A 25,148-nucleotide genomic window follows, 5' to 3' on the forward strand; every position below is an offset into this window, starting at 1 on the left:
CTGCGTTCTATTCGCCGGCTTTTTCGATCCTGACCAGCAACGTGCCCTCGGACACCTGCCCGCCCGCCTCGGCATTGAGCTCGGCGACGGTGCCGTCAAAGGGCGCGACGAGGCTGTGCTCCATCTTCATCGCCTCGAGCGTCACGAGCTTCTGGCCCTTGGCAACGCTGGCGCCCGCGGCGACATCGACCGCGATGATGCGGCCAGGCATGGGGGAAAGGATCGCGCCGTCGGCTGCGCCGCCAGAATGACCGCCATCGACGCGAAATGGCTCCAACTTCCACACCATGCCGCCTTCGGCGAGAAGCATCGATGGCGCGGGCGCTTCGGCGCCAGGACCATGCAACGTGACCTCGATCGTCTGGCCATCAAGCAGGAAGGGCGCGTCTTTCCGGCCGGGCGCATTGAGACGAAAGCCCGCGAACAGCGAGCGTGGCACCATTGCCATAGCCGCCTGCGTGAGCGCCTTGCCGGAGGGCGCGGTCGCCGCGGTCATCGCATCGCCATCGCGCGCGATCAGGCCGGTATCGACCGTGCCCGCGACGAAATCGGCATGGGCGAGCGCGTTGATCAGGAAGGCGGCATTGGTACGAACGGGCCAGATCGCGCTGTCGTTGAGCATTTCAGACAGCAGTTCGAGCGCCTCGTCGCGGGTGTCGCCACGCGCGATGAGCTTGGCAATCATCGGGTCGTAGAAGGGCGAGACCTCCGCGCCTTCGTACACACCCGTGTCGATGCGGCCGCCGAGCCCTTCGCCGAGCTGGAAGAGATCGAGCCGGCCGATGCTGGGCAGGAAGCCCCTGACCGGATCCTCGGCATAAAGCCGCGCTTCCATCGCCCAGCCGTTGATGCTGAGTTCTTCCTGCGTCCTGGGCAGCGGCTCGCCCGACGCCACGCGGAGCTGCCATTCGACGAGGTCCTGCCCCGTGATCTCCTCGGTCACGGGATGCTCGACCTGGAGGCGGGTGTTCATTTCCATGAACCAGATGCGGTCGGCGCGGAGCCCTTCCGAAGCGTCGGCGATGAACTCGATCGTGCCCGCGCCGACATAGTCAACCGCCTTGGCGGCGCGGACGGCGGCGGCACAGATCGCCTCGCGCGTGGCTTCATCCATGCCGGGCGCGGGGGCTTCCTCGATCACCTTCTGGTGGCGGCGCTGGAGCGAGCAGTCCCGCTCGAAGAGGTGGACGATGTTGCCGTGGGTGTCGCCGAAGACCTGCACCTCGATATGGCGGGGCGACAGGATGTATTTCTCGATCAGCACGCGGTCGTCGCCGAAGGAGGAAGCTGCCTCGCGCTTGCACGAGAGGAGCGCGTCGGCGAAATCCGCACTGGCGTCGACGCGGCGCATGCCTTTGCCGCCGCCGCCCGCGACCGCCTTGATGAGCACGGGATAGCCGATCGCGTCGGCTTCGAATTTGAGGAGATCGGGCTCCTGATTCTCGCCCAGATAGCCGGGTGTGACGGGCACGCCCGCGTCGGACATCAGTTTCTTGGCGGCGTCCTTCAGGCCCATTGCGGTGATGCTCGCGGGTCTGGGGCCGACCCAGATGAGGCCGGCGTCGATGACGGCCTGCGCGAAGCCGGCATTTTCCGAGAGGAAGCCATAGCCGGGATGGATCGCCTCGGCGCCCGTGGCTTTCGCGGCAGCGATGATCTTCTCGCCGACGAGATAGGATTCACGCGCGGGTGACGGGCCGATATGCACGGCCTCATCGGCCTGGCGGACGTGCAGCGCCTTGGCGTCGGCATCGGAATAGACCGCGACGGTGCGGATGCCCATCGCCCGGGCAGTGCGGATGATGCGACAGGCGATCTCGCCACGATTGGCGATGAGGAGGGATTTGATCACAACAGTTCCTCCCCGGTACGGGGAGGGGGACCGTCCGCAGGACGGTGGAGGGGCTGCGCTGAAGCGCAACGATCGATAATGAAAGCCACAACTGCTCCTAAATCAGCAAGGACATCCCGAGCGGGAATGCGCAGCGTCTTAAATCCTTGATTGTCTAACCATGCGTCCCGCGCCTCATCCGATGCGGGCTTGGCTCCAACGTCATGCGCAGCGCCGTCGATCTCGATCGCAACCTTTGCCGATAGGCAGATGAAATCGAGAACGAACGGTCCGGCCGGGTGCTGACGCCTGAACTTGAAGCCGCCTGGTTGCTGACGAAGCTCGCGCCAGAGCAGGCCTTCCGGCAGCGACAAAGCTCTCCGAAACTCTCGCGCCTTGGCAATGGTGGCGCCGGGACCGTTCAACATCAGCGCAGCCCCTCCACCACGCTTCGCGTGGTCCCCCTCCCCGTACCGGGGAGGAATTGAAAGGACACCACTCGCACCATCACATCCGGAACACACCGAACGCGGGGCGTTCGGCAATCGGCGCTTCAAGCGTCGCGGCGAAGGCTAGGCCGAGGACGTCTCTTGTCTGCGCGGGATCGATGATGCCGTCGTCCCACAGGCGCGCGGTGGCGTGCCAAGGGTTGCCTTCGTCCTCGTAGCGCTGGCGGATCGGGGCCTTGAAGGCTTCGGCTTCTTCGGCGCTCCATTTCTCGGCGTCGCGGTGGACCGTCGCCAGCACGCTCGCAGCCTGTTCGCCGCCCATCACCGAGATGCGGCTGTTGGGCCAGGAGAAGAGGAAACGCGGGGAGTAGGCGCGGCCGCACATGCCGTAATTGCCCGCGCCGAAGCTGCCACCGATGAGGACGGTGATCTTGGGCACGGTGGCGGTGGCGACCGCGGTGACGAGCTTGGCGCCGTGCTTGGCGATCCCTTCCGCCTCATATTTGCCGCCGACCATGAAGCCCGAGATGTTCTGGAGGAACAACAGCGGGATGCGGCGCTGGCAGGCGAGTTCGATGAAATGCGCGCCCTTGACCGCGCTTTCGCTGAACAGCACGCCGTTATTGGCGAGGATCGCGACGGGCATGCCCCAGATATGCGCGAAGCCGCAGACGAGCGTGGTGCCGTAGAGCGCCTTGAACTCGTGGAATTCGCTGCCGTCGACGATGCGCGCGATGACCTCGCGCACGTCATAGGGCGCGCGGACATCCTGCGGGATGACACCGTAGAGCTCTGACGGATCATATTTGGGCGGGCGCGGATCGACGCGTTTGACGCCGGGATCGTGCGGATGGTTCAAAGTAGAGACGATATCGCGGACGATCGTCAGCGCATGCTCGTCATTCTCGGCGACATGATCGACCACGCCCGACTTGCGGCCGTGGAGATCGCCGCCGCCCAGATCCTCGGCCGAGATTTCCTCGCCCGTCGCGGCCTTCACCAGCGGCGGGCCGGCGAGGAAGATTGTGCCCTGATTGCGGACGATCACGCTCTCGTCGGACATGGCGGGAACGTACGCGCCGCCCGCGGTGCAGCTTCCCATGACGCAGGCGATCTGGGGGATGCCCTTCGCCGACATATTCGCCTGATTGAAGAAGATGCGGCCGAAATGCTCGCGATCGGGGAAGACCTCGGCCTGATGCGGCAGGTTGGCGCCGCCGCTATCGACAAGGTAAATGCATGGCAGATTGTTGGCCTCGGCAATCTCCTGCGCGCGGAGATGCTTCTTGACCGTCATCGGATAATAAGTGCCGCCCTTCACCGTCGCGTCATTGGCGACGATCATGCACTGACGGCCCGAGACGCGGCCGATCGCGGCGATCATGCCCGCGCCCGGAACCTCGCCATGATACATGTCGCACGCGGCCAATTGGCCAATCTCGAGCAGCGGCGAGCCGGGATCGAGCAGCCGCTCGACACGGTCGCGGGGAAGGAGTTTTCCCCGCGCAGTGTGTTTGTGGCGCGCAGCCTCGCTGCCGCCGAGCGCGGCTTTGGCGACATCCTCATAGAGCTTGTCGACAAGCGCCTTGTTGTGCGCGACATTGGCGCGGAACGCCTCGCTTTCGAGAGAAACCTTGGTGTCGAGTACGGGGGCGCTCATTGAGCCTCTTTCTTGCGTATAAGGTAGCGATAGACGCCGAACAGATTGATCGCGAGCAGGACCATGTTCTGCACCGCGAGCGGCGGCGTGCCGTTGACGATGCCCGATATGATCCACGCGATCGAGGCGAAGACGAAAAGGACGAAGCCCCAGCCGGTGATCCGACGGCTATGATCCCACGCGATCATCAGCGCGGCGATCATGCCTGCGATCGCGGCGAACCATTCGACGGGGCCGTTCATGCGTACCCTCCGTCATCCCGGACTTGATCCGGGATCCATGAACACGGTCGCGTCAGGACAGGATGCGCAAGCGACAATGGATGCTGAATCAAGTTCAGCATGACGATGGTGGGTCCGTTCATGGCGCCCCGATCCGGTTGCTGACTTCGACGAGATTGCCGTCGGGATCGCGGAAATAGACCGACCAGATCGGGCCAGTCGCGCCGGCCCGCTCGCCGGGGCCGTCGACGATCGCTATGCCCAGCGCATCGAGGTGCGCGACGACTTCCGCGACGGGCGTTTCGGTCAGCAGGCAGAAATTGCCGCTGCCGGGCACAGTGTCGCGCGCGATCGCGGGGGCCGTGCGCGCGCCCTGCAGGCTGATCTTGTGCGGACCGAAATGGAGCGAGTATTTGCCCGGCCGCTCCTCGCGCGATTCCATGCCGAGCACGCGCTCGTAGAAGGCGCGCGTGGCGGCGACGTCGGCCACGCACAGCACGATATGATCGAGCCCGATCAGTGCTGGCGGGCTTGTGCTCACGCGCCGATCAGTTCGCGGCCGATCAGCATCCGGCGGACCTCGTTGGTGCCGGCGCCAATGTCGAGCAGCTTGGCGTCGCGTAGGAAGCGCTCGACAGGCCAGTCCTTGGTGTAGCCCGCGCCGCCCAGCGCCTGGATCGCCTCGAGCCCGGCCTTCACGGCGTTCTCGGATGCCAGCAGGATCGCGCCCGCGGCGTCGAAGCGCGAGGTCTTGCCCGCGTCGCAGGCCCTGGCGACCGCATAGACATAGGCGCGCGACGAATTGAGCGCGACATACATATCGGCAACCTTGGCCTGCATGAGCTGGAAGCTGCCGATCGCCTTGCCGAACTGCTTGCGCTCGCGGACATAGGGGATGACGACGTCGAGGCACGCCTGCATGATGCCGAGCTGGACGCCCGAGAGCACCGCGCGCTCATAATCGAGGCCCGACATCAGCACGCCGACGCCGCCGTTGAGCGGGCCCATGATGTTCTCCGCGGGCACGAAGCAATCGTCGAAGACGAGCTCGGCGGTGGGGCTGCCGCGCATGCCCATCTTGTCGATTTTCTGCCCGATCGAGAAGCCGGGCATGTCCTTTTCGATCAGGAAGGCGGTGATGCCCTTGGACGACGCATCGGGTGTCGTCTTGGCATAGACGACGAGCGTGTCGGCATAGGCCGCATTGGTGATCCAGAATTTGGTGCCGTTGAGGACATAGCCGTCACCCTTGGCCTCGGCGCGCAGCTTCATGCCGACGACGTCGGAGCCCGCGCCCGCTTCGGACATGGCGAGCGAGCCGACATGCTCGCCCGAGATCAGCTTGGGGAGATATTTCGCCTTCTGCTCAGGGCTCGCCCAGCGACGGATCTGGTTGACGCAGAGATTGGAATGCGCGCCGTAGCTGAGCCCGATCGAGGCCGAGGCGCGGCTGACCTCCTCGACCGCGATGACGTGCTCGAGATAGCCCAGACCGAGGCCGCCAAACTCTTCCTCGACGGTGATACCGTGGAGACCGAGAGCGCCCATTTCGGGCCAGAGTTCGACCGGGAACCAGTCATCGGCGTCGATCTTTGCGGCGAGCGGCATGATGCGCTCCTCGGCAAAGCGGCGCGTGGTCTCGCGGATCATGTCGGCATTCTCGCCGAGCGCGAAATCGAATTCGGGGGTGGCGACCATGGCAAATCTCTCCTGGAGGCACGCTATCGCAGCCTTTGCCGATCTCATAGCGCCGCATGCATCATCGGAAAAATTGAAAGTTACATAAAACCATCATAGGATATTCCTATGATAAGCCGCACGCATCTCCGCCAATTCCTCGCCGTGGTCGAAACCGGCAACTTCACGCGCGCCGCCAGCCGGATCAACGTCTCGCAGCCGACGCTGTCGGCGGGCATCTCCGAGTTGGAGAAGCGTTTGGGCGCGGCGCTGTTCGCACGCTCCAACCGGCGCGTGCAACTGACCGAGGCAGGCAACCGATTGCTCCCCCATGCGCGCGCGATCGAGCGCGAATTCCTGCTTGCGGAACAAAGCGTCACGGGGGTGTCCGCGCCGGTGCGCCCGATCCGGCTGGGCGTGCTCGCGACGGTGCCGACCGCGCTGCTCGCAGCCGCAATTGCCGGCTATGACGGCGTCGAACCCGTAGAGGTTATCGAGGGCGGCGAGCGCGAACTGACCGCGGGGCTGGGCGGCGGCCAGATCGATCTTGCGCTGACGCTGCTGCGCGCGGGCGAGACGCGCTTTCAGCGCACGAGCCTGTTCGAAGAGGGCTATCGCCTCGCCCTCCCCGTCCGCCACGCGCTGGCCAGGCGCGAAAGCATCGCCGCGGAGGAAGTGGCGGGCGAGACGATGATCGCGCGGCGCTCTTGCGAAGTGCTGGCGGATACCAGCCGCTATTTCACGGAGCGTGGCGTGCGCCCGCCATTCAGCCTGCGCTCGCCCAATGACGACAAGGTGATGGCGATGGTCCGCGCGGGGCTCGGCATAACTGTCGCGCCCGAGTCGCTCGAAACCCCCGGAGTTGCGATGCCCAGGCTGGCCGGGTTCGATATGACGCGCGAAATCGGCCTGCTTTTCGCGCCGCACTGGAAAGATCACTATGGCGATGATTCCGCGCTTGTCCGCGCGATCAGGACGTCGGCGCAAACTTTCCGGACGGACGGACAACGCCGTCATGTTGCGCTGCGGCAAGACGCGTCCTAGATCGCCATGCACTGGACCACTCCGCTCATCCTGAGGAGGGACTGAGCGAAGGCGAAGGCCCATCTCGAAGGATCCTTCGAGATGCCGTTTCGACTTCGCTCAACGGCTCCTCAGGATGAGCGGCGATAGGCGAAATGACTAGAACACCGTAACGAGGACCATCATCATGACCACCGATCCCGTCGTCATCGTCTCCTACGCCCGCACCCCGATGGGGAGCTTCCAGGGCAGCCTTGCGGGCGCGAGCGCGACCGAGCTGGGCGCCGCCGCGGTGAAAGCAGCGGTTGAACGTGCAGGCGTCGGCGGCGACAAGGTCGAGCGCATCTATATGGGCTGCGTGCTCCCCGCCGGTCTCGGCCAGGCGCCCGCGCGTCAGGCCGCGCTCAAGGCGGGCCTTCCCAAGTCGGTCGAGGCGACAACGGTCAACAAGATGTGCGGATCAGGCATGCAGGCCGCGATCATGGCCGCAGACGCGCTCGCCGCGGGTTCGGTCGATCTGCTCGTCGCGGGCGGCATGGAGAGCATGACCAACGCCCCCTATCTGCTCCAGAAGCATCGCGGCGGCGCGCGCCTCGGCCATGACCGCGTGATGGATCATATGTTCCTCGACGGGCTCGAGGACGCTTATGAACCCGGCCGCGCAATGGGGACCTTCGCCGAGGAAACCGCCGGCGAATATCAGTTCACGCGTCAGGCGCAGGACGATTACGCCATTGCCTCGCTGACCCGCGCGCAGGACGCGCAGAAGTCGGGCGCGTTCGATCGTGAGATCGTCGCGGTCGAGATCACGGGCCGCAAGGGCGTCGAAACGGTCTCGCAGGACGAGCAGCCGCTGAAGGGCGACGCAAGCAAGATCCCCAACCTCAAGCCCGCCTTCGCCAAGGACGGCACGATCACCGCCGCCAACGCCTCGTCAATCTCCGACGGCGCGGCCGCGCTGGTGATGACCCGCCAGAGCGTCGCCGACAGACTGGGTCTCAAGCCCGTCGCGCGCATCGTCTCGACCGCGGCGCACGCGCATGAGCCGGCGAAGTTCACGACCGCGCCCGTTGGCGCGATCACCAAGGCGCTCGACAAGGCCGGCTGGAGCGTCGACGACGTCGAGCTGTTCGAGGTCAACGAGGCGTTTGCTTGCGTTTCGATGATCGCGATGCGCGATCTCGGCATCCCGCACGAGAAGGTCAACGTTAACGGCGGCGCGACCGCGCTCGGCCACCCGATCGGCGCTTCGGGCGCGCGGATCATGGCCACGCTGATCGCAGCGCTGCAGAACCGTGGCCACAAAAAGGGCCTCGCCTCGCTCTGCATCGGCGGCGGCGAAGCGACCGCGGTCGCGCTCGAACTGATCGACTGAACCAACGTCAATCCGGGGCGGCGGCGAGGCGCCCTGCCCCGGATCTTTTCAGGCTTGCGGTGAAAGCGCAGAGCGCTTCCACCGCAAGCCGATCAGGGCTTCAACGCTTTGAATAGAGCCTGATTCACGCTTTCGATTGAAGCACTCAGTGCTTCAATCTCAACCGATCAGGCTCCTAGGCCTGCTGGATTGCCGACAGGCGCCAGGGATGCGAGGCATCCTTCACGAAGGTCCACAGCTCGGTTGTGCGCGAGGGCACCGCGGGATCGCCCGCGATCAGCGCGCCGGAGTTGCGATCGCGCATCACATCGATGCTCTGATACTCCATCGCGATGGTCGCGTAGTCGGCCCCGGATTCGCTCCACGCCTCGGCGACCTCGGCATTGAGCAGTTCGGTACCCGACACCTCGTTGCGCTGCCCCTGCGTCGCGTTCTGACCAAGCTCCTCGGCCAGATAGGACATGACTTCAGGCGTGGTGCACGCACGCAACCCGGCATAATCTTCACGGCTGAAAGCATCCTGCACGTCACCCAGCAGGCGTTCGAAAGCCATCTTGTCATCCATGGTGATGGCAATGTCGCGCGAACTGGATGCGGTATAAAATTGCGGCTGCGCCGGCGTCGCGGCGCGCGCGTGCGCCGTTTCAGGCGCGGCGGCAAAGGCCGTCATGTTGGGAGCGCCCGCGGCTGCCATGGCAGGCCGGCGACGGAACATGCGCAGCGCGAACCAGATCAGTCCGCCGATCAGCGCGGCCTGCAGCAGCGCCATGAGGATGCCGCTGCCATTCAATGCACCAAAGCCGTTGCCTAGCAACATGCCGATCAGGCCACCAGCGATCAGGCCGCCAATCAGCCCCTTCATCATTCCGCCGGACCTGGCGGGCGCGCCCGCAGCCGCACGGGCGTTCGGGGCCGCAGCCGTCGCCGGGGCAGGCTTATTCGTCATCGTCCGCTGGACCGGCGCGACCTGGTTGGGCGCCGTCGCCGTTGCGGGCGGCGCGACGGCTGTGCGCGATCCGCGGCTGCCGAAGCTGCCGCCACGGCGTGCATCCGCCGGCGTGGCCGCCATGACGAACACGGCGAGGCACATCGTGATCGCACTGATGTTGCGAAATTTCATTTCACTCATCGAAAATCCTCAAGCGACTGTCCGCAGACAGCTATTTTTCTCGGGGCAGAACCGGTCACATGAAGGCCGTCATGCGCCCATTGCGTCGCAGAGCCGCAGTCAATCACCCGTCCGGGGAAGCACTGATGAATCTGTCGCAGCATGGGGCCGCCCTCGTTCTGGTCCAACGGAACGAGCGCGCGAAATGCCAGGCCTCAACGTCAAAACCATGACCAGCATCGAGCGAGCTCGATGCGGTCCGACATCACGATTGCATCCGCAATCGCCAGAGGGGCCCGGCCCGCATGTCCCTTTCAATAGCATGCGATCCCGCGTTTTCAACGTCGCGATGCGATCGGCTCAAACAGGCGGGCGCCCCGATATTAGACCTTGATCGGTTCAGGCTGGACCGGCCTGAACCGTGAATCAAGGTCTCAGCCATTTGAATAGAGCCTACCGCCCGTGATGGCGGTCGATCTGTTCCTTGCTCAGCCGGAGGAAGCGGGCGGCGTTGTTGTAGAGAATATCGCGCTTCTGGTCTTCGGAAAGGAATGGCGCATCGGTGATGCTGTCGATGGCGACCGCGATCGTCTGTGGCCAGACCATCTGATCGCTGCCGAACAGGATCCGCTTGCCATAGCCGGCCTCGACCAGCCGGCGCAGATGCACATAGAATTCGGGGCGCGGCACGGCGATATTGTCTGCCGAAATGTCGACATAGACCTGCGGGTGCGAATAGAGCAGCGCGATCATCTCGTCGGTCATCGGCATGCCCGCGTGCATGACATAGACCCTGAGCTTGGGGTGGCGCGCCAGCAGGTCTTCGAGCAGTAGCGGATTGCCGAGCGACGCCCGATATTTCGGATAGAGCCAGTACGGCCCGCCCGGTGCGCCATAGCCCATATGGATGCCCACAGGGATGTCGAGCCGTTCCGCCATTGCGTAGAAGGGTTCCAGCGCCGGATGATCCGGCGGCAAGCCGCGATATTGCGCCGTGATTTCCGCGAAGAGCTTTGCCTCCCCCGACTTCACGCGCTGCTCCAGATCAGCGACCCTGCCAGCGGGCGGAAGACCATCGTCCACGAAGAAATTCGCGGCAGGAATGAACCGGTCGGGCGCCGCGGCCATCCATTTCGCAACGACATCCCTGTCGCCCGCCAACACCCCGGAAACGATATTGAAGCGGCGCATTTCTCTGAGCGTATCGTTGAGCAGGGCCTCATCGCTGCTGGGCGCATCGACCATGACCTTGCACGTCGCCTGCGCCATGAAATCGAAAGGTTTTGCCGGATCCACGCCGTGCATGTCGATGCCGCGCGCACCGATGCAGCCGGGTGGAGGATTTCCGCCAAACGCCTGCAATGTCCAGGCGTGCATGTGCATGTCGATGATGGGAGGCGGTGCGGCGGCGGGCGCGCTCGCCTGAGCGGCCAGTGCAGCGAACAGCGATATCATACGCCCCCTTTCCTTTCGCCAGAGCCTATTGGAAAGCCCGGGCCCGTGCAATGAACACGCACCGGTGACCGCAAGGCGACGGCGGTTGCGCTAGCGGCCCTTTCGTTGGGGCGACGTTCTGTTTGTGGACGGCCGGGTTGCGAGGTCAGCGCCACCCCCCGTCCCTTGCCGCGCGTTCGGCATCGGCGTCGAGAGGGCCGTCGGCCATCATCGCTTCCGCGGCGGCCAGCATCTCGGCGCTGCCAGCCTGGCGATAGTCAGTGGACTGCGCCTCGGCCCCCATCATCTGCCGCACCTGCCACGCGCCGTCGACGCGGCACGCGATCCCGGCAAGTGCCTGCGCCTCGAAGGTTCGGCACACCGCCCCAGCCTTGTCCCGAAAAGTGAGCCCGATGCGCGTTGCCGCACCGGAAGGCTGTTCGGAGGCGAGTTGCGTGTCGAGCGCGCGTTCAAGCCCTGCCTGTGCGACGAGCGTACCGCTCCGGTCGGCCACGGGCGCGGGATTGAGGTCGATCGCCTGCCCCACGAGCAGCCCGACCACAAGTGTCGCCGCCATCGCAGCAATATTGCCGCGCGGCAGCGTCCAGCGCGAGCGCCGAGCCCTCGCCTCGTCGATAGACGCGGCATTGTTCCCGATCATCGTCCTGAGACGCTCGGGTACCGGCTCGCCTGCAATCGGCGCAAAATGACCCGCGATTCGCGCCCTGAGCGCACGGTGCGCCTCCACCTGCCGGGCCAGTGCCGGATCCTCCGCGATCGCGCGCTCGACGCGTTTTGCCGCCACCTCGTCGAGCTCGCCATCGGCATAGGCCATCAGCGTTTCGGGATCGATCGTCATGCCGCTTCTCCAAGCTCGGCCATCAGCGCCGCGCGCCCGCGCACCAGTCGCGAGGTGAGCGTACCCATCGGAATGTCGAGGATTTCGGCGGCCTCTTTATAGGCGAGCCCCTCGACGAGGACGAGCGCGATCGCCTCTCGCTGCTCGGGGGGCAGTCGGTCCATCGCACGCCCGACATCGCCCAGTTTCACCGCCGCCTCGATCTGCCGGTCGCCCGCATCGCCGACATTCAGGCCTTCTTCCTCGGGAGCGAAGGTCCTGTCGCGCCGCGCTCGGGCGCGGGTTTCGTCTATCCACAGGTTGCGCATGATCCGGTACATCCAGCTATCCAGCCTCGTCCCTTCCTGCCATTGACCCCGGGCATTGAGCGCGCGTTCGAGCGCGGCCTGGCACAGATCGTCGCCATCGGCAGTGCTGCGCGACAACGACAGCGCAAAGCGCCGCAGCCGCGGCAGCAGCGCCAGCAGGTCGCGTTCGAATGCCCTCACAACATTGCCTTTTTGCCGTCCATGTGGATGAAACGGACGCCATGGGTCGTTTCATCCCTGCCATGATGAAAAAATCGCGAAAAATTTCAATCGGCGAACGAAAGCGATAGCGTGCCGCAATGACACGGATTTCACCGACCATCCTTGCACTGGCTCTCGCGGCACTGCCTGTCGCGGTGGCGGCGCAGGTCGCGCTACCCGAACTGCCCGCGCCCGGCGGCGTGATCGACCGCGTCACCGATGCGCTGCCGGTCGAGCCCGGCGCATCGCTCCGCCCCGTCGAGGCGGCGCGGCAACTGGTGGCCGAGCGGCTCGACCGGCTCGAGGCGCTGGTACGCGACAATCGCGACGCGCTCGAATTCGACGAGGCGAAGAACCCCGCGGTGCGCGGGGTGGTGATCGTGACAGGCGCCGACGCGGCCGCCATCGCGCGCGCCGAGCAGGCGGGCTTTGCGCTGCTGGGCCGGGAAACGATCGAAGGCCTCGACCTTGGTTACGCCCGCCTCCGCACGCCCGAGGGTCAGAGCCTGCCGGGCGCGATTAAACGTCTGCGCAGGCTGCTCCCCGACGCTGAGGTCAGCGCGGACCATCTCTACTTCGCCAGCGGTGCGCCAGGAGGAACGGCCGGTGCAGCGCTGGCGCAATCGGGGAACGTGGGCGGCCCGGCGATGGGCCTGATCGACGGCGGCGTCGCGCGACATGCCACGCTCACCGGTGCGATCGAACAGCGCGGATTCGCAAAGGGAGCACCGACGCCGAGCGCGCATGGAACTGCCGTAGCTTCGTTGATGGCGGGCAATGGCGCGATCCGCGGCGCGGCGCCGGGTAAGCCGCTGCTCGTCGCCGATATCTACGGGGCCGACCCTGCAGGCGGCAGCGCGACCGCAATCGCGCGCGCGCTCGGCTGGATGGTCGGCCGCGGCACGAGCGTCGTGACGATGAGCCTTGTCGGCCCCGCCAATCCGCTGCTCGCACGCGCGGTGGGGGCGGCGCAGAACAAGGGGCTCGTGATCGTGGCAGCCGTGGGCAATGACGGCCCTGCCGCCCCGCCCGCCTACCCCGCGTCCTATGCCGGGGTGATCGCGGTGACCGGAGTGGATGCCAAAAACCGCGCGCTCGTCGAGGCGGGGCGCAGCCTGCATCTGGACTATGCCGCGCCGGGTGCGGACATGCGCGCTGCATCGACCAATGGCAGCGCGAAGGTGCGCGGCACCTCCTATGCAGCGCCGTTCGTCGCCGGACGGCTGTTCGCGCATTACCCGACGATCAACCCAGCAATGCGCCCGCTCGCGCTCCAGCGGCTCACCCAAGAGGCGCGCGATCTTGGCAGGAAGGGTCCTGACAAGACCTATGGATACGGCCTGATCTGCGGCGATTGCGCCAATCGCTGAAGGCTTTGATGATACAGCCCGTCTCCCGCTCGTCCTGAGGAGGGACTGAGCTCGGCGAAGTCCCGGCTCGAAGGATCCTTCGAGACGCCGTTTCGGCTTCGCTCAACGGCTCCTCAGGATGAGCGGGAAAAAACCGGCGGCGAAAAAAGCGAGTGCGCCGGGATTAAACCGGCAAGCCCCCTCGTTAGCCCCTTGAGAGCGCGTGCAAGCGCTCCCGGTTTTACCAGGAGACGAACGATGAAAACCTTTGTGACCAGCGCGACGCTTGCGCTTGTTCTCGCCGCTCCCGCTTCGGCGCAATTGCTTGGCGGCGGTGGCGGTCTCGGTGGCGTCGGCGGTTTGGGCGCCCAGCTTGGCGGCACGGTCGGCAGTGTGACGGGCAGCGCCACGGGCGCGGGCCGCACCAGCGGTGACGCATCGGTGGAGCGCAATATCGATCGCCGGTCGGGCAAGGCCTCGGCAAAGACCCGCGGCAGCGGCCGTGCGGAAGGCTCGGGCTCGGCTTCGGGCGATGTGCTCGGCCGCACGCTTTCGGGCAGCGCCTCAGGCAACGGCCAGGGTTCGGCCGATGGCGGCGTGGAAGCGCAGGCCGTGGGCACCGATTTCGTCGGCAGCACCGCAGGTCAGACGGTCGGCACGGCGAAGGGTGTTGCCGGCTCCGCGCGCGGCACTGCGGAAGGCGCAGCTTCGGGCGCGGCGAATTCGGCGGTGAACGCCGGCGGCAGCGCCGCGGGCAGCGGTCAGGGCATGGCGCAGGGCAGTCTCGGACAGCTCGTCGCCTCGGGCTCGGCCGCGGCCAATGCGGCGGGCAGCTTTGCGGTCGAGCCCGGCATGGTGATCGAGGATGCGCGCGGACGCGCGATCGGCACGGTCGAGACCGTTCGCACCACTGCAGGCGGAACCGTCCAGTCGGTGCTCGTCCAGATCGGCGATCGCACCGCGATGCTTCCGTCCGGAAACTTCACCGCATCGGGCGACGCGCTCGTTTCCGCTATGTCGAAAGGTGAGGTGAAGTCCGAAGCAAAGCAGCAGGAAGAGGCGGCCGAAAAGGCGCCCAAGGCGTCGAGGAAGACCGAGGGCGACCGCAACGACAGGCGTTGATCCCTCGCCCGGTCAACGCTCTGCCCTGCGGACCAGACCCCCGACAGTAACGGTCCGGAGGGGGGACGCATGTCGGTCGAAAGGCCGGCATGCGTTTCCGCTTGCGCGGATTATTCGCCGCCCAGCTCCTCGGCGCCCCAGATATGGCTGGTCTCGATATAGCCCGCCTTGCCAGCGACCTCGAAGCGGCACCACCCGTCGGCGCAGTCGGTGATCGTGCCGACCACGCCGGGTTCGGCACGCCAGCTAACCGAAGCGCTCACATCGGGCTCGGCGCGCATCGGACGAATCTCGCCGCGGACGATCGCCGTGCGCGCATCGCTTAGCAAATTGGCTTGCATCCAGCCCGTTGCGCCGTCGGGATCCTGGACCTTGCGCCAGTTGGGGAAGGTCTCGATCACCTTCACGGGAAGCTGGGGGCGCTGATAAAGCCACATAGCGGGGAACTGGCGGCCGGGGCCGGTTCGCGTCCGCGCCTTGCCCGCGGAAATCGACGCCCAATAGGGCGGCTTCTTCTGCGCGAGCGCCTCGCCCGCCCCCGAAGCCAGCAACAGCACCGCCGCCATCACGGCAGCCAGCGATTTCCGCACGCGCACATTCCCCCCGATCACAATCATCACGGCCCCTTGTCGCAAATGCGCCACGCCGCTTCAAGGCGCGGCAACGGCTTGACGCCGCCGCCCCCCACAGCCTAGCGCATTGCCCATGACCGAGGATGATCGTCCGCACAATCCCAGGGTGGTGGTCACCCACCGGCTGCCCGCTGTCATCGAAGCGCGGATGGCCGAGTTGTTCGACACGATGCTGTCGCCCGAGGATGCCGCGATGGATCGCGCGACGCTCACCGAGGCCGTGGCCAATTGCGATGTGCTCGTGCCCACGCTTGCCGACCAGATCGACGCAGCGCTGATCGACGCCGCGGGACCGCGGCTCAAGCTGATCGCCAATTTCGGCAATGGCGTCGACCATATCGACCTCAAGGCCGCGCGCGCGAAAGGCATCATCGTCACCAACACCCCCGGGGTGCTGACGCAGGATGCCGCCGACATGGCGATGGCGCTGCTGCTTTCGATCCCGCGCCGCCTCGTGGAGGGAGAGCGCCGGATGCGCTCGGGCGAATGGACGGGCTGGCGCCCGACCGCGATGCTCGGCCACCGCATTCATGGCAAGACGCTGGGCATTGTCGGCATGGGCCGGATCGGCCAGGCGATCGCGCTGAGGGCGCGCGGCTTCGGCCTCTCGATCCGCTATCACAATCGCCACCGGCTGCCCGATGTGGTCGAACGCGCGGTCGATGCGACCTTCTGCCCCGATCTCGACGCGATGCTGGGCCAGGCCGATTTCATCTCGCTCAACTGCCCGCACAATGACGAGACGCATCACCTTCTGGACCGGCGGCGGATCGCCGTGATGCGCCCCGACGCCTATCTCATCAACATCGCGCGCGGCGAACTCGTCGAAGAGCGGGCGCTGGTCGATGCGCTCGAAGCCGGCACGATTGCGGGCGCGGGGCTGGATGTCTTCGCGCACGAGCCGGCGATCGACGCGCGGCTGCGTGCGCTGAACAATGTCGTGCTGCTGCCGCATATGGCATCGGCGACGATCGAGGCGCGCGAGGAAACGGGCAACAAGGTCATCGCCAATATCCGCATGTGGGCGGATGGCCACCGCCCGCCCGACCAGGTGCTGGAGGGGTGGGTTTAGGGCAGCGCTAACCGAAACCGAGCTCCAAGACCGCTCATCCTGAGGAGGGGCTGAGCGACGGCGAAGACCCGTCTCGAAGGACCTTGGCTCGGAACGTCCTTCGAGACGCCGTTTCGACAAGCTCAACGGCTCCTCAGGATGAGCGGAGACGCAATACCGATTCAGCCAAACAGATGGATCGTACACCTCTCCACCGCGCTGCGCGCGATCCCCCTCCCCGAGCGAGCTCGGGGAGGAACTGGAAGCTCAATTCCCCGTTAGGATGCGGTCGACGAGCTGCTTCACCGTCGGCACGAAGCCGTTCGAATAGAACGGGTCCTTCTTGAAATTGAAGGCGTTGTGGCCGGCGAAGATGAGGTTCTCGTCGAGCGGCCCGCCATGGACGACGTCCTGCAAGGTCTTCTGAATGCAGAAGCTGCGCGGATCGGCGAGGCGGCCGGTCGAGTTGGTCTCGCTGTCCATCCAGCTCGAAAAACCGCAATGGCTGAGGCAGCCCATGCAATCGGCCTGATCCTTGCGGATGACGACCTTTTCCTCAGGCGTCACGAAGACCAGCGTGTTGTCGGGGGTCTTGAGCGCCTCGGTAAAGCCCTGGCCATACCATTCGCGCGCGCGCAGCAGGTCGTTCTTCGTTACCCAGAAGCTCTTGCCCTTGACGCCCACGTCGAGCTGGAACTGGTGATCGCCCGCATGATCGCCTGAAAACGCGATCTGGCGTTCTGAACGCGCCTCGAGGTTGCGCAGGAAAGGATTGCGCACCGCGGACGAATAAAAGCCCGTGGGCGAGAAGCGGTGAAGCAGGATGTCGCCTTCGTTGAGCGTCATCAGCCGTGCCTTCCAGCCCTCGGGGATCGGGCTTTCCCGGGTCAGCAGCGGGCGTGTGCCGAACTGGAAGGCGATGCTGCCCAGCTCGGGATTGTCGATCCAGTGGTTCCAGTCGCGCAGATACCAGACGCCGCCCGCCATGATGATCGGCACGTCGTCCGAAATGCCGCCCTCGCGCATCGTCTCGCGCAGCGCCTTGACGCGCGGATAGGGATCCTCGGGCTGGAGCGGGTCCTCTGCGTTGGACAGGCCGTTGTGACCGCCCGCGAGCCAGGGATCCTCATAAACGACGCCTGCCAGCCATTCGGCGGCCTTGGAATAGGCGCGCTTCCACAGCGCGCGGAAGGCGCGGCCCGAGCTGACGATCGGGAGATAGTTGACCTCGTACGACGCCGCGATCTCGGACAGCTTGTAGGGCATGCCCGCGCCGCAGGTGACGCCCGCGACCATGCCGCGCGTACGGTCGAGCACACCGTGGAGGACGCGCTGCGCGCCGCCCATTTCCCAGAGCACGTTGATGTTGATCGCGCCCTTGCCGCCCGCGATCTCGAAGGCGCGCTTGACCTGGTCGACCGCGCCCGCGATCGCATATTCGATCAGCTCTTCATGGCGCTCGCGCCGCGTCTTGGCACGGTAGATCTGGGGAATGATCTTGCCCGTCGGATCGTAGCTGTCGGCATTCACCGCAGACACGGTGCCGATGCCACCCGCCGCCGCCCATGCGCCGGAGCTCATATGGTTGCTTGCAGCCACGCCCTTGCCACCCTCGATCAGCGGCCATACCTCACGGCCCGCATAAAGGATGGGCTTGAGACCCTTGAACAATTCTATCACTCCCTCAAAATCCCGGCGCCTATAGCAGGCCACGCGCGAAATGCGCGGACAAAATGGTCTAGCCCGTCAGCGCCCCGGATCGCCCGATCGCACCGCCATACAGCCCCCCGTAGCGTGCGATCATCACCTTCTCATCATATTCTGCCACAGCTTTGGCACGATTGGCAGCACCAAGTTGCGCGCGCAGCGTCGGGTCACCCGCGAGCTCGGCAATTGCATGCGCCAGCGCGCGCTCGTCGCTGCGTGGCACGACGAAGCGCCGGTTATCTCCGGCGACCATCGCGGCGATATCTCCGACATCGGTCGCGGCAACCGCCAGGCCCGCTGCCATCGCCTCCACCAGCGAAATAGGAAATTGCTCAGAGTCCGAGGAAATTGCATAGAGGTCGAACAGGCCGATATAACGGTGCGGTTCGTGCCGGAATCCGGGCAAGCTCAGTGTCACGCCCAGCCGCACCGCCTCGGCTTCGATCGCCGAGCGCTCGAGGCCTTCACCCACGATCACCAGCCGCAGCGTCTTGCCCGCATCGGCCACCGCGCGGACGAGGCGCGGCAGGTTCTTGACCAGCCGCAATCCCGCGACCGAGCCGACGACCACCTCGTCCTTCGTGCGCACGAAGCCCGGAAGTGTCTTCGGGTCGGGTTGCCCCGCGTAGAGCGCCGTATTGATGCCGTTGGCGATGCGGTGGACGCGGTAATCGGGTTGCTTCCACGTATCGCGCGCGATCGCCTCCAGTTTTTGCGAGGGGACCACCAGCGCGTGCGCCGCGGGCAGCGCGATCCTGCGAAAGATGTTGCGCTCGGTCTTGAGCCGCTTCGCCTCGTCGGCGTTGAAGCCGTCCTCATGATGGATCAGCGGCGGCAACCCTGCGGGAAACAGCCGCCGCGCCATCACCGCATCCATCGCCCCCCAATTATAGGTCAGCACGAGATCGAAACGCCGCATATAGCGCGCGAGTGCCTGATAGCGCGCGACCGAGGGCTTGCCCGTGAGCGATGGCGCATCGTCGGGGAAGCTCACGCGCACCTGTCGCCCTATGGCGGCACGCGCACCGGTCGCGCCGGGGACGCCGCTCACGACGGTGTGCCGCGCGCGATCGCCGAACGCGTTCATCAGCCGGACGGCGCGCGCTTCCTTGCCGCCGAGATCGAAGCTGGAATGGAGATGCAGGATATGGGGCGTCACGCGCCAGATGTTCCTGCACCACGCTTCGCATTGTCGCCCCAGCGCAGGCTGGGGCCCAAGCGATGAACGAGACGCGCGTTGACGGCTGCGGGTTCACCACGCATCGTCTGGGCCCCAGCCTGCGCTGGGGCGACGCAAAGGTTGAGTACGGGCATGGTCACGCAGCCACTTCGCTTGAGATCGCCGCGAGGAACTTGTCGATGGCGCGCGCCGCCTGAGGCTCCTCCAGCGTCGGCGTATGCCCTACCCCCGGCACGGTGGTGACGCGGGCATCGTCAAGCCGCTTCTTCATCTGCGCCACAGTCTCGGTGCCGAGCACGTCCGAAAGCTCGCCGCGGATGATCTGGACCGGGACGGCGTGCATTGCATCGAGCGCGGGCCAGAGATCGACGCCGGTCTCGCCGCCGGGCAGACGGAAGGGCTCGGCGATCTTGCTATCATAATCGGGCACGATGCGCCCCTGCGCGTTGAGCCGGTAGAGCCGCTTTGCCATGCGAAGCCAGTCCTGCAGTTCATAGCCCGGATAGACATCTTCATTGGTCTCTGCGAGCGCACGCGCGGCGTGCACCCAGGTCGGCCATGCGCCCGCCCGGCCGACATAACCGCGGATCCGGTCAAGCCCTTTGCGCTCGATCACCGGCCCGACATCGTTGAGCAGAACGCCCGCGAAGCGCTGCGGCCCGGTCGAAGCGAGCAGCATCGAGACGATGCCACCGAGAGAGGTGCCGAAAGCGATGAGCCGCGCGATCCTGAGCTCGTCGATCAGCCGCTCGATATCCTGCGCATAGGTGAGCGGCACATAGGTCATCGGATCCTTGGCATAGGCGCTGTCACCGCGTCCGCGCAGGTCGACGCAGATCACGCGATATTGACCCGCGAGCCGTTCGGCGATGCCCTCGAAATCGCGCGCGTTGCGCGTCAGGCCCGGGATGCACAGGATCGGCGGACGGCTCTCGGGGCCCGGATAGTCGCGATAATGCAGGCGCAAGCCGTCATTCGACCACCAATATCCGTCCTCGAATGAAGCCATAGGTTGCGCCCTTCCCCTTTCCCCCTCCATATCGCCGCATGACGACGCGCCCGCAAGCAGACAAATACCGCCCCGAAACGCCGATCCTCGAACTGGGCGATTCCTTTTACGACAAAGTCGAGCCGGCGCGCTTCCCCGAAACCCGCCTGCGCTTTCGCAACGACCGCGCCGCCGAAGAAGTGGGCCTGGCGCAGCTCGATGACGCGGCATGGATCGCACATTTCGGACGCTTCGAGCCGCTGCCCGACAACCTCTCTCCGCCGCTGGCGCTGCGCTATCACGGCCATCAGTTCCGCGTTTATAACCCCGAGATCGGCGACGGGCGCGGTTTTCTTTTTGCGCAGATGCGTGGGCGCGCCGACCGGCTCATGGATCTGGGGACCAAGGGATCGGGGCAGACGCCGTGGAGCCGCTTTGGCGACGGACGGCTGACCCTGAAGGGCGGCGTTCGCGAGATTCTGGCGACGGAAATGCTCGAAGCGCTTGGTGTCGAAACCTCCCGGACATTCTCACTGATCGAGACGGGCGAGGCGTTGGAGCGCGGCGACGAGCCCTCACCCACGCGCTCCTCGGTGCTCGTGCGGCTGAGCCACGGCCATATCCGCATCGGCAGCTTCCAGCGGCTGGCCTATCTGCGCGACGAAGCGGGGATGCTCCGGCTGATCGCCTATGTCCTCAGGCATTATTTCGGCGAAGAAACAGGCGAGGACGCGCCCGCGCGGCTGCTCGCGCATGTCGTGCGCCGCACCGCGCCGCTTGCGCCTTCCTATCTCGCGGCGGGCTTCGTCCACGGCGTTCTCAACAGCGACAATATCAACGTGACGGGCGAGAGCTTCGACTATGGTCCGTGGCGCTTCACGCCCTTTTACGATCCCGCCTTCACCGCCGCCTATTTCGATCATTCGGGGCTCTATGCCTTTGGGCGGCAGGCCGAGGCGATCCACTGGAATGTGGTTCAGCTCGCGGTGGCGCTGCGGCTGGTCGCGGAAGCCGAGGACCTCGTCCCCGCGATCGAGCCCTTTGCGCAAGGTTATGAGGACGCACTGATCGAGCGCTTTCTCTGGCGGTTGGGCGTGAAGCCGCGCGGCGCCGAACATGACAAGCCGCTGGTCGGCGCGATCGAGAAGGCGCTGATGGAACAGACCGTCGAGATCGACCGCTTCTTCTTCGACTGGGCGGGCGGAGCCAAGCGCCGCGCGACACCCGCCGACATGTATTATGCCGGTCCCGCCTTCGAGGATTTTCGCGAGGCGGTCGCCGCCTATAAGCCCGCGCGCGCGCTCGATCATCCCTATTGGTCGGATGCCGCGCCCTGCTCGATGCATATCGACGAGGTCGAGGCGATCTGGGGGCGGATCGCAGAGGCCGATGACTGGTCGGCGCTCGAGGCCAAGGTCGCGGCAATTCGCCGCATGGGCGAGGCGATGGCGGGATGATCGACCTCTAGCTCCCCTCCCTTCCAAGGGAGGAGATGGGGGTGGGTAGCGAGCGCAGCGAGCCCTCCAAAGTCCGTGTTTTGATCGCCTGACGGCGACACCCACCCAGCGCCGGGTCGATCGTGCCCCCGGCACGATCTTGGATTGCCTGGGGCAATCCAACCCGGCACTCCCTCCCTTGGAAGGGAGGGGTTTAGGTGAGAGCCACGGCTTGACGCGCCGATGCGGATGCTTGAGAGCGTGGCTCCAATGACCGCGCCCGAAATCGTCTCCTTTGAACCGGCTACGGGTGCGGAAGTGTGGCGCGGTCCTGTCGGCGACGCGGGCGCAGAGATCGCAATAGCGCGCGAGGCGTCGGCCGAATGGGCCGCGCGCCCGCTCACCGTCCGCATCGAGACGCTGCGCCGCTTCGTCAATGTGGTGCGCGGCAATGCCGAGGTTTTCGCCGGGCTGATCGCGCGCGAGACGGGCAAGCCGCTCTGGGAGGCGCGCACCGAGGTCGAGGCGGTGATGGCCAAGGTCGACATCTCGGTTTCGGCGTACAGCGAACGCACCGGGCAGCGCCGGCTGGAGGGCGCGATGGGCGCGCGCAACGCGGTGCGTCACAAGCCGCACGGCGTGCTGGGCGTGCTCGGGCCGTTCAATTTTCCCGCGCACCTGCCCAACGGTCACATCGTGCCCGCGCTGATCGCAGGCAATGCAGTGGTGTTCAAGCCATCAGAAAAGACGCCCGCGACGGGTGCGCTGCTCGTCCAGTGCTATCACGAGGCGGGCATTCCCGAGGGCGTCGTCCGCCTGCTGATCGGCGATACAACCGAGGGCCAGGCGCTGGCGGCGCATGACGGGATCGACGGGCTGCTCTTCACGGGATCGGCGCGCGCGGGATTGCAGCTCAACCGCCAGTTCGTGGAGAAGCCCGGCAAGATCCTTGCGCTCGAAATGGGCGGCAACAACCCGATCATATTGTGGAACCCGACCGATCTCGACGCCGCGGCCACGACGATCGTGCAGAGCGCCTTCCTGACCGCGGGCCAGCGTTGCACCGCGGCACGGCGGCTGATTGTCGAGGACGGCAAGCACGACGCGATCCTCGAAAAGATCGGCAGGCTGACCGACCGGCTGATCATCGGCGCGCCCGACGACGAGCCCCAGCCCTTCATGGGCCCGGTGATCGACAATGATGCCGCCGACGCGCTGCAGGAAACCTATCTGGCAATAATGATGAAGGGCGGCGTACCGATCCGGCGCATGGATCGCCCGGTCGAGGGCCGCCCCTTCCTCACCCCCGGCATCATCGACGTGACCAATGTCGCGGACCGTGGCGACGAGGAGATGTTCGGCCCGCTGCTTCAGGTGATCCGCGTTCCCGATTTCGAGGCAGCGATGGCCGAGGCCAACAATACGCGCTTCGGCCTCTCCGCCTCGCTGATCGGCGGCAACCCCGCGCTCTACGATCGCTTCTGGGCGGAAATCCGCGCGGGCGTGGTCAACTGGAACCGCCCTACCAACGGCGCCCCCTCCAACGCGCCCTTTGGCGGGCTCGGCCTGTCGGGCAACCACCGCCCGAGCGCCTGGTATGCGGCGGATTATTGCGCCTATCCGGTGGTGTCCTCGGAAATGGATCAGGCCCGCGCGGCGATCGGGATTGGGCTCAGGGACGGGTAGTCGAGCACGGGAGGACGAGTGTCTGCACAAGGAAAATATGCCAGCACGGCGTTTGAAGATACCGATGCCGGACGCCTGTTAATGAACTCCGTCCAGTACCTCGCGATGGCCAATCTCGTCATCGAGACGGACGAATTTAGGCGATACCCACGAAAGAATAATCGCCCCATCCTGAACACGCTCGCCGTCGGCATTGAACTGCTGCTGAAGTTTGCCCATGTCCATTGTGGCTCGACAGTTGAAGCGGTCGCCTCGCGTTACAGGCATAACATCTGGAAGCTATGGCAAGAATGCCCCGATCCGGCATTGACCCATCTTGTGCTAGAGGCTGCCGAGCGATCATACGCCAGCGCGCTCGCGCAGGGACTGGTCAATGAACCTATCGCTGACCTTCCCGAGCAATTTTGCGAGGCCGTTCGCAATCTGTCGACGCTCCACAATACGGGCGGATCGCAGCTTCGCTACTTGGCGCCTGCGGGGGTCATGGCCACTGCTCCGGGATGGCTGACGCAAGCATTTTACAGTGTAGCCGATGCTTGTTTACGGCGTCCGCCCTTTGGTCAGTGACTTTGCTTCGCAAGAGACACACAAGCTCAGCTAACCACCCCCAAAAAAAGCCTGCTTTGCGTTTGGCGGGGTCACGATCCATCTGCTGTCCATGGACAAGAGGCGTGACATTGCCCCCGGAACGGTGCTGCTGGTCGGCGCGGGGCCGGGTGATCCCGATCTTCTGACGGTCAGGGCCGTGCGTGCGCTCGCGCGCGCGACGGTGATCGTGCATGACGGGCTGGTCGATGATCGCGTCCTCGACCTCGCGCCCGCAAGCGCGCGGCGGATTTCGGTGGCCAAGAGCCGCGCGCGGCACACGCTGCCGCAGGAAGGCATCAATGCGCTGATCGTCGATGAGGCGCTGAAGGGCGAGACCGTGGTGCGCCTGAAGGGCGGCGATCCCTTCATCTTCGGGCGCGGCGGCGAGGAAGTCGACGCGTGCCGTATGGCGGGCGTACCTGTCGAGGTCATTCCCGGTATTTCCGCCGCAGTGGGCTGCGCGGCCGAGGCGCTGCTGCCGTTGACCCACCGCGATGCATCGAGCGCGGTCAGCTTCGTCGCGGGCCAGTGCAAGGGGTTGACCGAACAGGACTGGTCGGGGCTTGCGGGCAAGGGCCGCACGCTCGTCATCTATATGGGCGTCGCGACCGCGGCGCAGATCGCCGAGAAGCTGATCGCCGACGGCGTTGCGCCCGACATGCCCGTGGCGGTGCTCGAAAAGGGCACCCGCCGCGATGCGCGCGCGCTGCGGACCATTTTGACCGACCTTGGCGACATGATCGCGCGCGAGCGGGTGAAGAGCCCCGCGCTGATCGTGGTCGGCGAGGTCGTGCTGCGTGCCCATGCCGAGGATCGGCTTTTCGACGCCTTTGCAACCGGCCCCAACGCCGTCGGGGCTGAGCTTGTCGAAGCCCTTTCCTTGCCTTCAGGCGCCGAAGCAGAAGGAATGGGCTTCGACAAGCTCAGCCCGAACGGGAACGGTAGTGCGAACGGGAATGGACGCAAATGAAGATACTGACAGGTAATGACCTGCCGACGGGCGATGTGGTGTGGTGGACGGGCAGCGACTGGTCGCGCCATGTCGAGGAAGCCGCCGATGTTGACGAGCAGGGCGAGATGATCGCGCGTCAGGAGGAAGCCGCGCGCCGCGTCAACGCGCCCTATGTGATCGAGGCCACCGCCACCCCGCAGGGCCCGCGCCCCGCGCATATCAAGGATCGCATCCGTGCGCTCGGCCCCACCGTGCGCGCAGACCTGACACTGAAACCCGCCGACCCCGATGCCGGCAACTGGGTGATCTGA

Annotated in this window: 24 protein-coding genes; 10 read left to right on the forward strand and 14 right to left on the reverse strand. The window is 65.7% G+C overall.

The window, feature by feature from the left end; translation table 11 throughout:
• Positions 1-7 precede the first annotated feature (7 nt).
• The 6 genes from D3876_RS15535 to D3876_RS15560 form a co-directional block, all read right to left on the reverse strand.
• Positions 8-1,852, reverse strand: a complete 1,845-nt coding sequence (locus D3876_RS15535) for an acetyl/propionyl/methylcrotonyl-CoA carboxylase subunit alpha (RefSeq protein ID WP_119764032.1) — start codon at positions 1,850-1,852, stop codon at positions 8-10.
• Positions 1,849-2,259: an endonuclease domain-containing protein gene (locus D3876_RS15540; RefSeq protein ID WP_119764034.1), complete on the reverse strand. Its 411-nt coding sequence runs from the start codon at positions 2,257-2,259 to the stop codon at positions 1,849-1,851. Before D3876_RS15540 ends, D3876_RS15535 begins: the two co-directional genes overlap by 4 nt.
• A gap of 79 nt (positions 2,260-2,338) precedes the next feature.
• Positions 2,339-3,940, reverse strand: a complete 1,602-nt coding sequence (locus D3876_RS15545) for a carboxyl transferase domain-containing protein (RefSeq protein ID WP_119764036.1) — start codon at positions 3,938-3,940, stop codon at positions 2,339-2,341.
• Positions 3,937-4,182 (reverse strand): hypothetical protein, encoded by a 246-nt coding sequence (locus D3876_RS15550; RefSeq protein WP_119764038.1) that lies wholly within the window; start codon positions 4,180-4,182, stop codon positions 3,937-3,939. Before D3876_RS15550 ends, D3876_RS15545 begins: the two co-directional genes overlap by 4 nt.
• A 118-nt stretch (positions 4,183-4,300) precedes the next feature.
• Positions 4,301-4,702 carry a VOC family protein gene (locus D3876_RS15555; protein WP_238475413.1) on the reverse strand — a complete coding sequence of 134 codons (402 nt, stop codon included), beginning with the start codon at positions 4,700-4,702 and terminating at the stop codon, positions 4,301-4,303.
• Complete coding sequence (locus tag D3876_RS15560; RefSeq protein ID WP_119764040.1) at positions 4,699-5,859, reverse strand: isovaleryl-CoA dehydrogenase; 1,161 nt, start codon at positions 5,857-5,859, stop codon at positions 4,699-4,701. Before D3876_RS15560 ends, D3876_RS15555 begins: the two co-directional genes overlap by 4 nt.
• A gap of 108 nt (positions 5,860-5,967) precedes the next feature.
• On the opposite strand from D3876_RS15560, the gene D3876_RS15565 reads away from it, so the two are divergent.
• Together D3876_RS15565 and D3876_RS15570 are read left to right on the forward strand one after the other, a co-directional pair.
• The gene (locus tag D3876_RS15565; RefSeq protein ID WP_119764042.1) at positions 5,968-6,882 is read left to right on the forward strand and encodes a LysR family transcriptional regulator; all 915 of its coding nucleotides are present in this window, start codon (positions 5,968-5,970) and stop codon (positions 6,880-6,882) included.
• A 166-nt stretch (positions 6,883-7,048) separates the two neighbouring features.
• The gene (locus D3876_RS15570) at positions 7,049-8,236 is read left to right on the forward strand and encodes an acetyl-CoA C-acyltransferase (protein ID WP_119764044.1); all 1,188 of its coding nucleotides are present in this window, start codon (positions 7,049-7,051) and stop codon (positions 8,234-8,236) included.
• A gap of 175 nt (positions 8,237-8,411) precedes the next feature.
• Here D3876_RS15570 and D3876_RS15575 read toward each other — a convergent pair whose 3' ends face one another.
• The 4 genes from D3876_RS15575 to D3876_RS15590 all read right to left on the reverse strand — a co-directional run bounded on the left by D3876_RS15575 (position 8,412) and on the right by D3876_RS15590 (position 12,125).
• Positions 8,412-9,365 carry a Tim44 domain-containing protein gene (locus tag D3876_RS15575; protein ID WP_119764046.1) on the reverse strand — a complete coding sequence of 318 codons (954 nt, stop codon included), beginning with the start codon at positions 9,363-9,365 and terminating at the stop codon, positions 8,412-8,414.
• Positions 9,366-9,797: 432 nt separating this feature from the next.
• Positions 9,798-10,799, reverse strand: a complete 1,002-nt coding sequence (locus tag D3876_RS15580) for an amidohydrolase family protein (RefSeq protein ID WP_119764048.1) — start codon at positions 10,797-10,799, stop codon at positions 9,798-9,800.
• A 145-nt stretch (positions 10,800-10,944) separates the two neighbouring features.
• Entirely contained in the window at positions 10,945-11,637 is a 693-nt protein-coding gene (locus tag D3876_RS15585) for an anti-sigma factor family protein (RefSeq protein WP_119764050.1), read from the reverse strand.
• Positions 11,634-12,125, reverse strand: a complete 492-nt coding sequence (locus D3876_RS15590; protein WP_119764052.1) for an RNA polymerase sigma factor — start codon at positions 12,123-12,125, stop codon at positions 11,634-11,636. The genes D3876_RS15585 and D3876_RS15590 overlap by 4 nt, the downstream gene beginning before the upstream one ends.
• Before the next feature lie 119 nt (positions 12,126-12,244).
• Here D3876_RS15590 and D3876_RS15595 point away from each other — a divergent pair, with 119 nt between their 5' ends.
• The gene (locus tag D3876_RS15595) at positions 12,245-13,516 is read left to right on the forward strand and encodes a S8 family serine peptidase (RefSeq protein WP_119764054.1); all 1,272 of its coding nucleotides are present in this window, start codon (positions 12,245-12,247) and stop codon (positions 13,514-13,516) included.
• A gap of 237 nt (positions 13,517-13,753) precedes the next feature.
• Positions 13,754-14,617 carry a hypothetical protein gene (locus D3876_RS15600; RefSeq protein WP_119764056.1) on the forward strand — a complete coding sequence of 288 codons (864 nt, stop codon included), beginning with the start codon at positions 13,754-13,756 and terminating at the stop codon, positions 14,615-14,617.
• A gap of 110 nt (positions 14,618-14,727) precedes the next feature.
• Here D3876_RS15600 and D3876_RS15605 read toward each other — a convergent pair whose 3' ends face one another.
• The gene (locus tag D3876_RS15605; RefSeq protein ID WP_119764058.1) at positions 14,728-15,234 is read right to left on the reverse strand and encodes an SH3 domain-containing protein; all 507 of its coding nucleotides are present in this window, start codon (positions 15,232-15,234) and stop codon (positions 14,728-14,730) included.
• An 88-nt stretch (positions 15,235-15,322) separates the two neighbouring features.
• Here D3876_RS15605 and D3876_RS15610 point away from each other — a divergent pair, with 88 nt between their 5' ends.
• Complete coding sequence (locus D3876_RS15610) at positions 15,323-16,321, forward strand: 2-hydroxyacid dehydrogenase (protein WP_119764060.1); 999 nt, start codon at positions 15,323-15,325, stop codon at positions 16,319-16,321.
• A gap of 246 nt (positions 16,322-16,567) precedes the next feature.
• On the opposite strand, the gene D3876_RS15615 is transcribed toward D3876_RS15610, so the two are convergent.
• The 3 genes from D3876_RS15615 to D3876_RS15625 form a co-directional block, all read right to left on the reverse strand.
• Entirely contained in the window at positions 16,568-17,971 is a 1,404-nt protein-coding gene (locus tag D3876_RS15615) for an NAD(P)H-dependent flavin oxidoreductase (RefSeq protein ID WP_119764062.1), read from the reverse strand.
• Between the two features lie 67 nt (positions 17,972-18,038).
• Positions 18,039-19,166: a glycosyltransferase family 4 protein gene (locus tag D3876_RS15620; protein ID WP_119764064.1), complete on the reverse strand. Its 1,128-nt coding sequence runs from the start codon at positions 19,164-19,166 to the stop codon at positions 18,039-18,041.
• Positions 19,167-19,323: 157 nt separating this feature from the next.
• Positions 19,324-20,196, reverse strand: coding sequence for an alpha/beta fold hydrolase (locus D3876_RS15625; protein WP_119764066.1), 873 nt, complete (start codon positions 20,194-20,196; stop codon positions 19,324-19,326).
• 38 nt (positions 20,197-20,234) lie between these two features.
• Here D3876_RS15625 and D3876_RS15630 point away from each other — a divergent pair, with 38 nt between their 5' ends.
• The 5 genes from D3876_RS15630 (at position 20,235) to D3876_RS15650 (ending at position 25,148) form a co-directional block, all read left to right on the forward strand.
• Positions 20,235-21,632, forward strand: a complete 1,398-nt coding sequence (locus D3876_RS15630) for a protein adenylyltransferase SelO family protein (protein ID WP_119764068.1) — start codon at positions 20,235-20,237, stop codon at positions 21,630-21,632.
• A gap of 249 nt (positions 21,633-21,881) precedes the next feature.
• Positions 21,882-23,297 carry a succinylglutamate-semialdehyde dehydrogenase gene (gene astD, locus D3876_RS15635; RefSeq protein ID WP_119764070.1) on the forward strand — a complete coding sequence of 472 codons (1,416 nt, stop codon included), beginning with the start codon at positions 21,882-21,884 and terminating at the stop codon, positions 23,295-23,297.
• A gap of 18 nt (positions 23,298-23,315) precedes the next feature.
• Positions 23,316-23,864, forward strand: a complete 549-nt coding sequence (locus D3876_RS15640) for a hypothetical protein (protein WP_147417671.1) — start codon at positions 23,316-23,318, stop codon at positions 23,862-23,864.
• 91 nt (positions 23,865-23,955) lie between these two features.
• Positions 23,956-24,855, forward strand: a complete 900-nt coding sequence (gene cobA / locus D3876_RS15645) for a uroporphyrinogen-III C-methyltransferase (protein WP_119764074.1) — start codon at positions 23,956-23,958, stop codon at positions 24,853-24,855.
• Complete coding sequence (locus D3876_RS15650) at positions 24,852-25,148, forward strand: DUF2849 domain-containing protein (protein WP_119764076.1); 297 nt, start codon at positions 24,852-24,854, stop codon at positions 25,146-25,148. Before cobA ends, D3876_RS15650 begins: the two co-directional genes overlap by 4 nt.

Origin of the sequence: Sphingomonas cavernae, assembly GCF_003590775.1 — a bacterium.
In the GTDB taxonomy this organism is placed as follows: Bacteria; Pseudomonadota; Alphaproteobacteria; order Sphingomonadales; family Sphingomonadaceae; genus Sphingobium_A; species Sphingobium_A cavernae.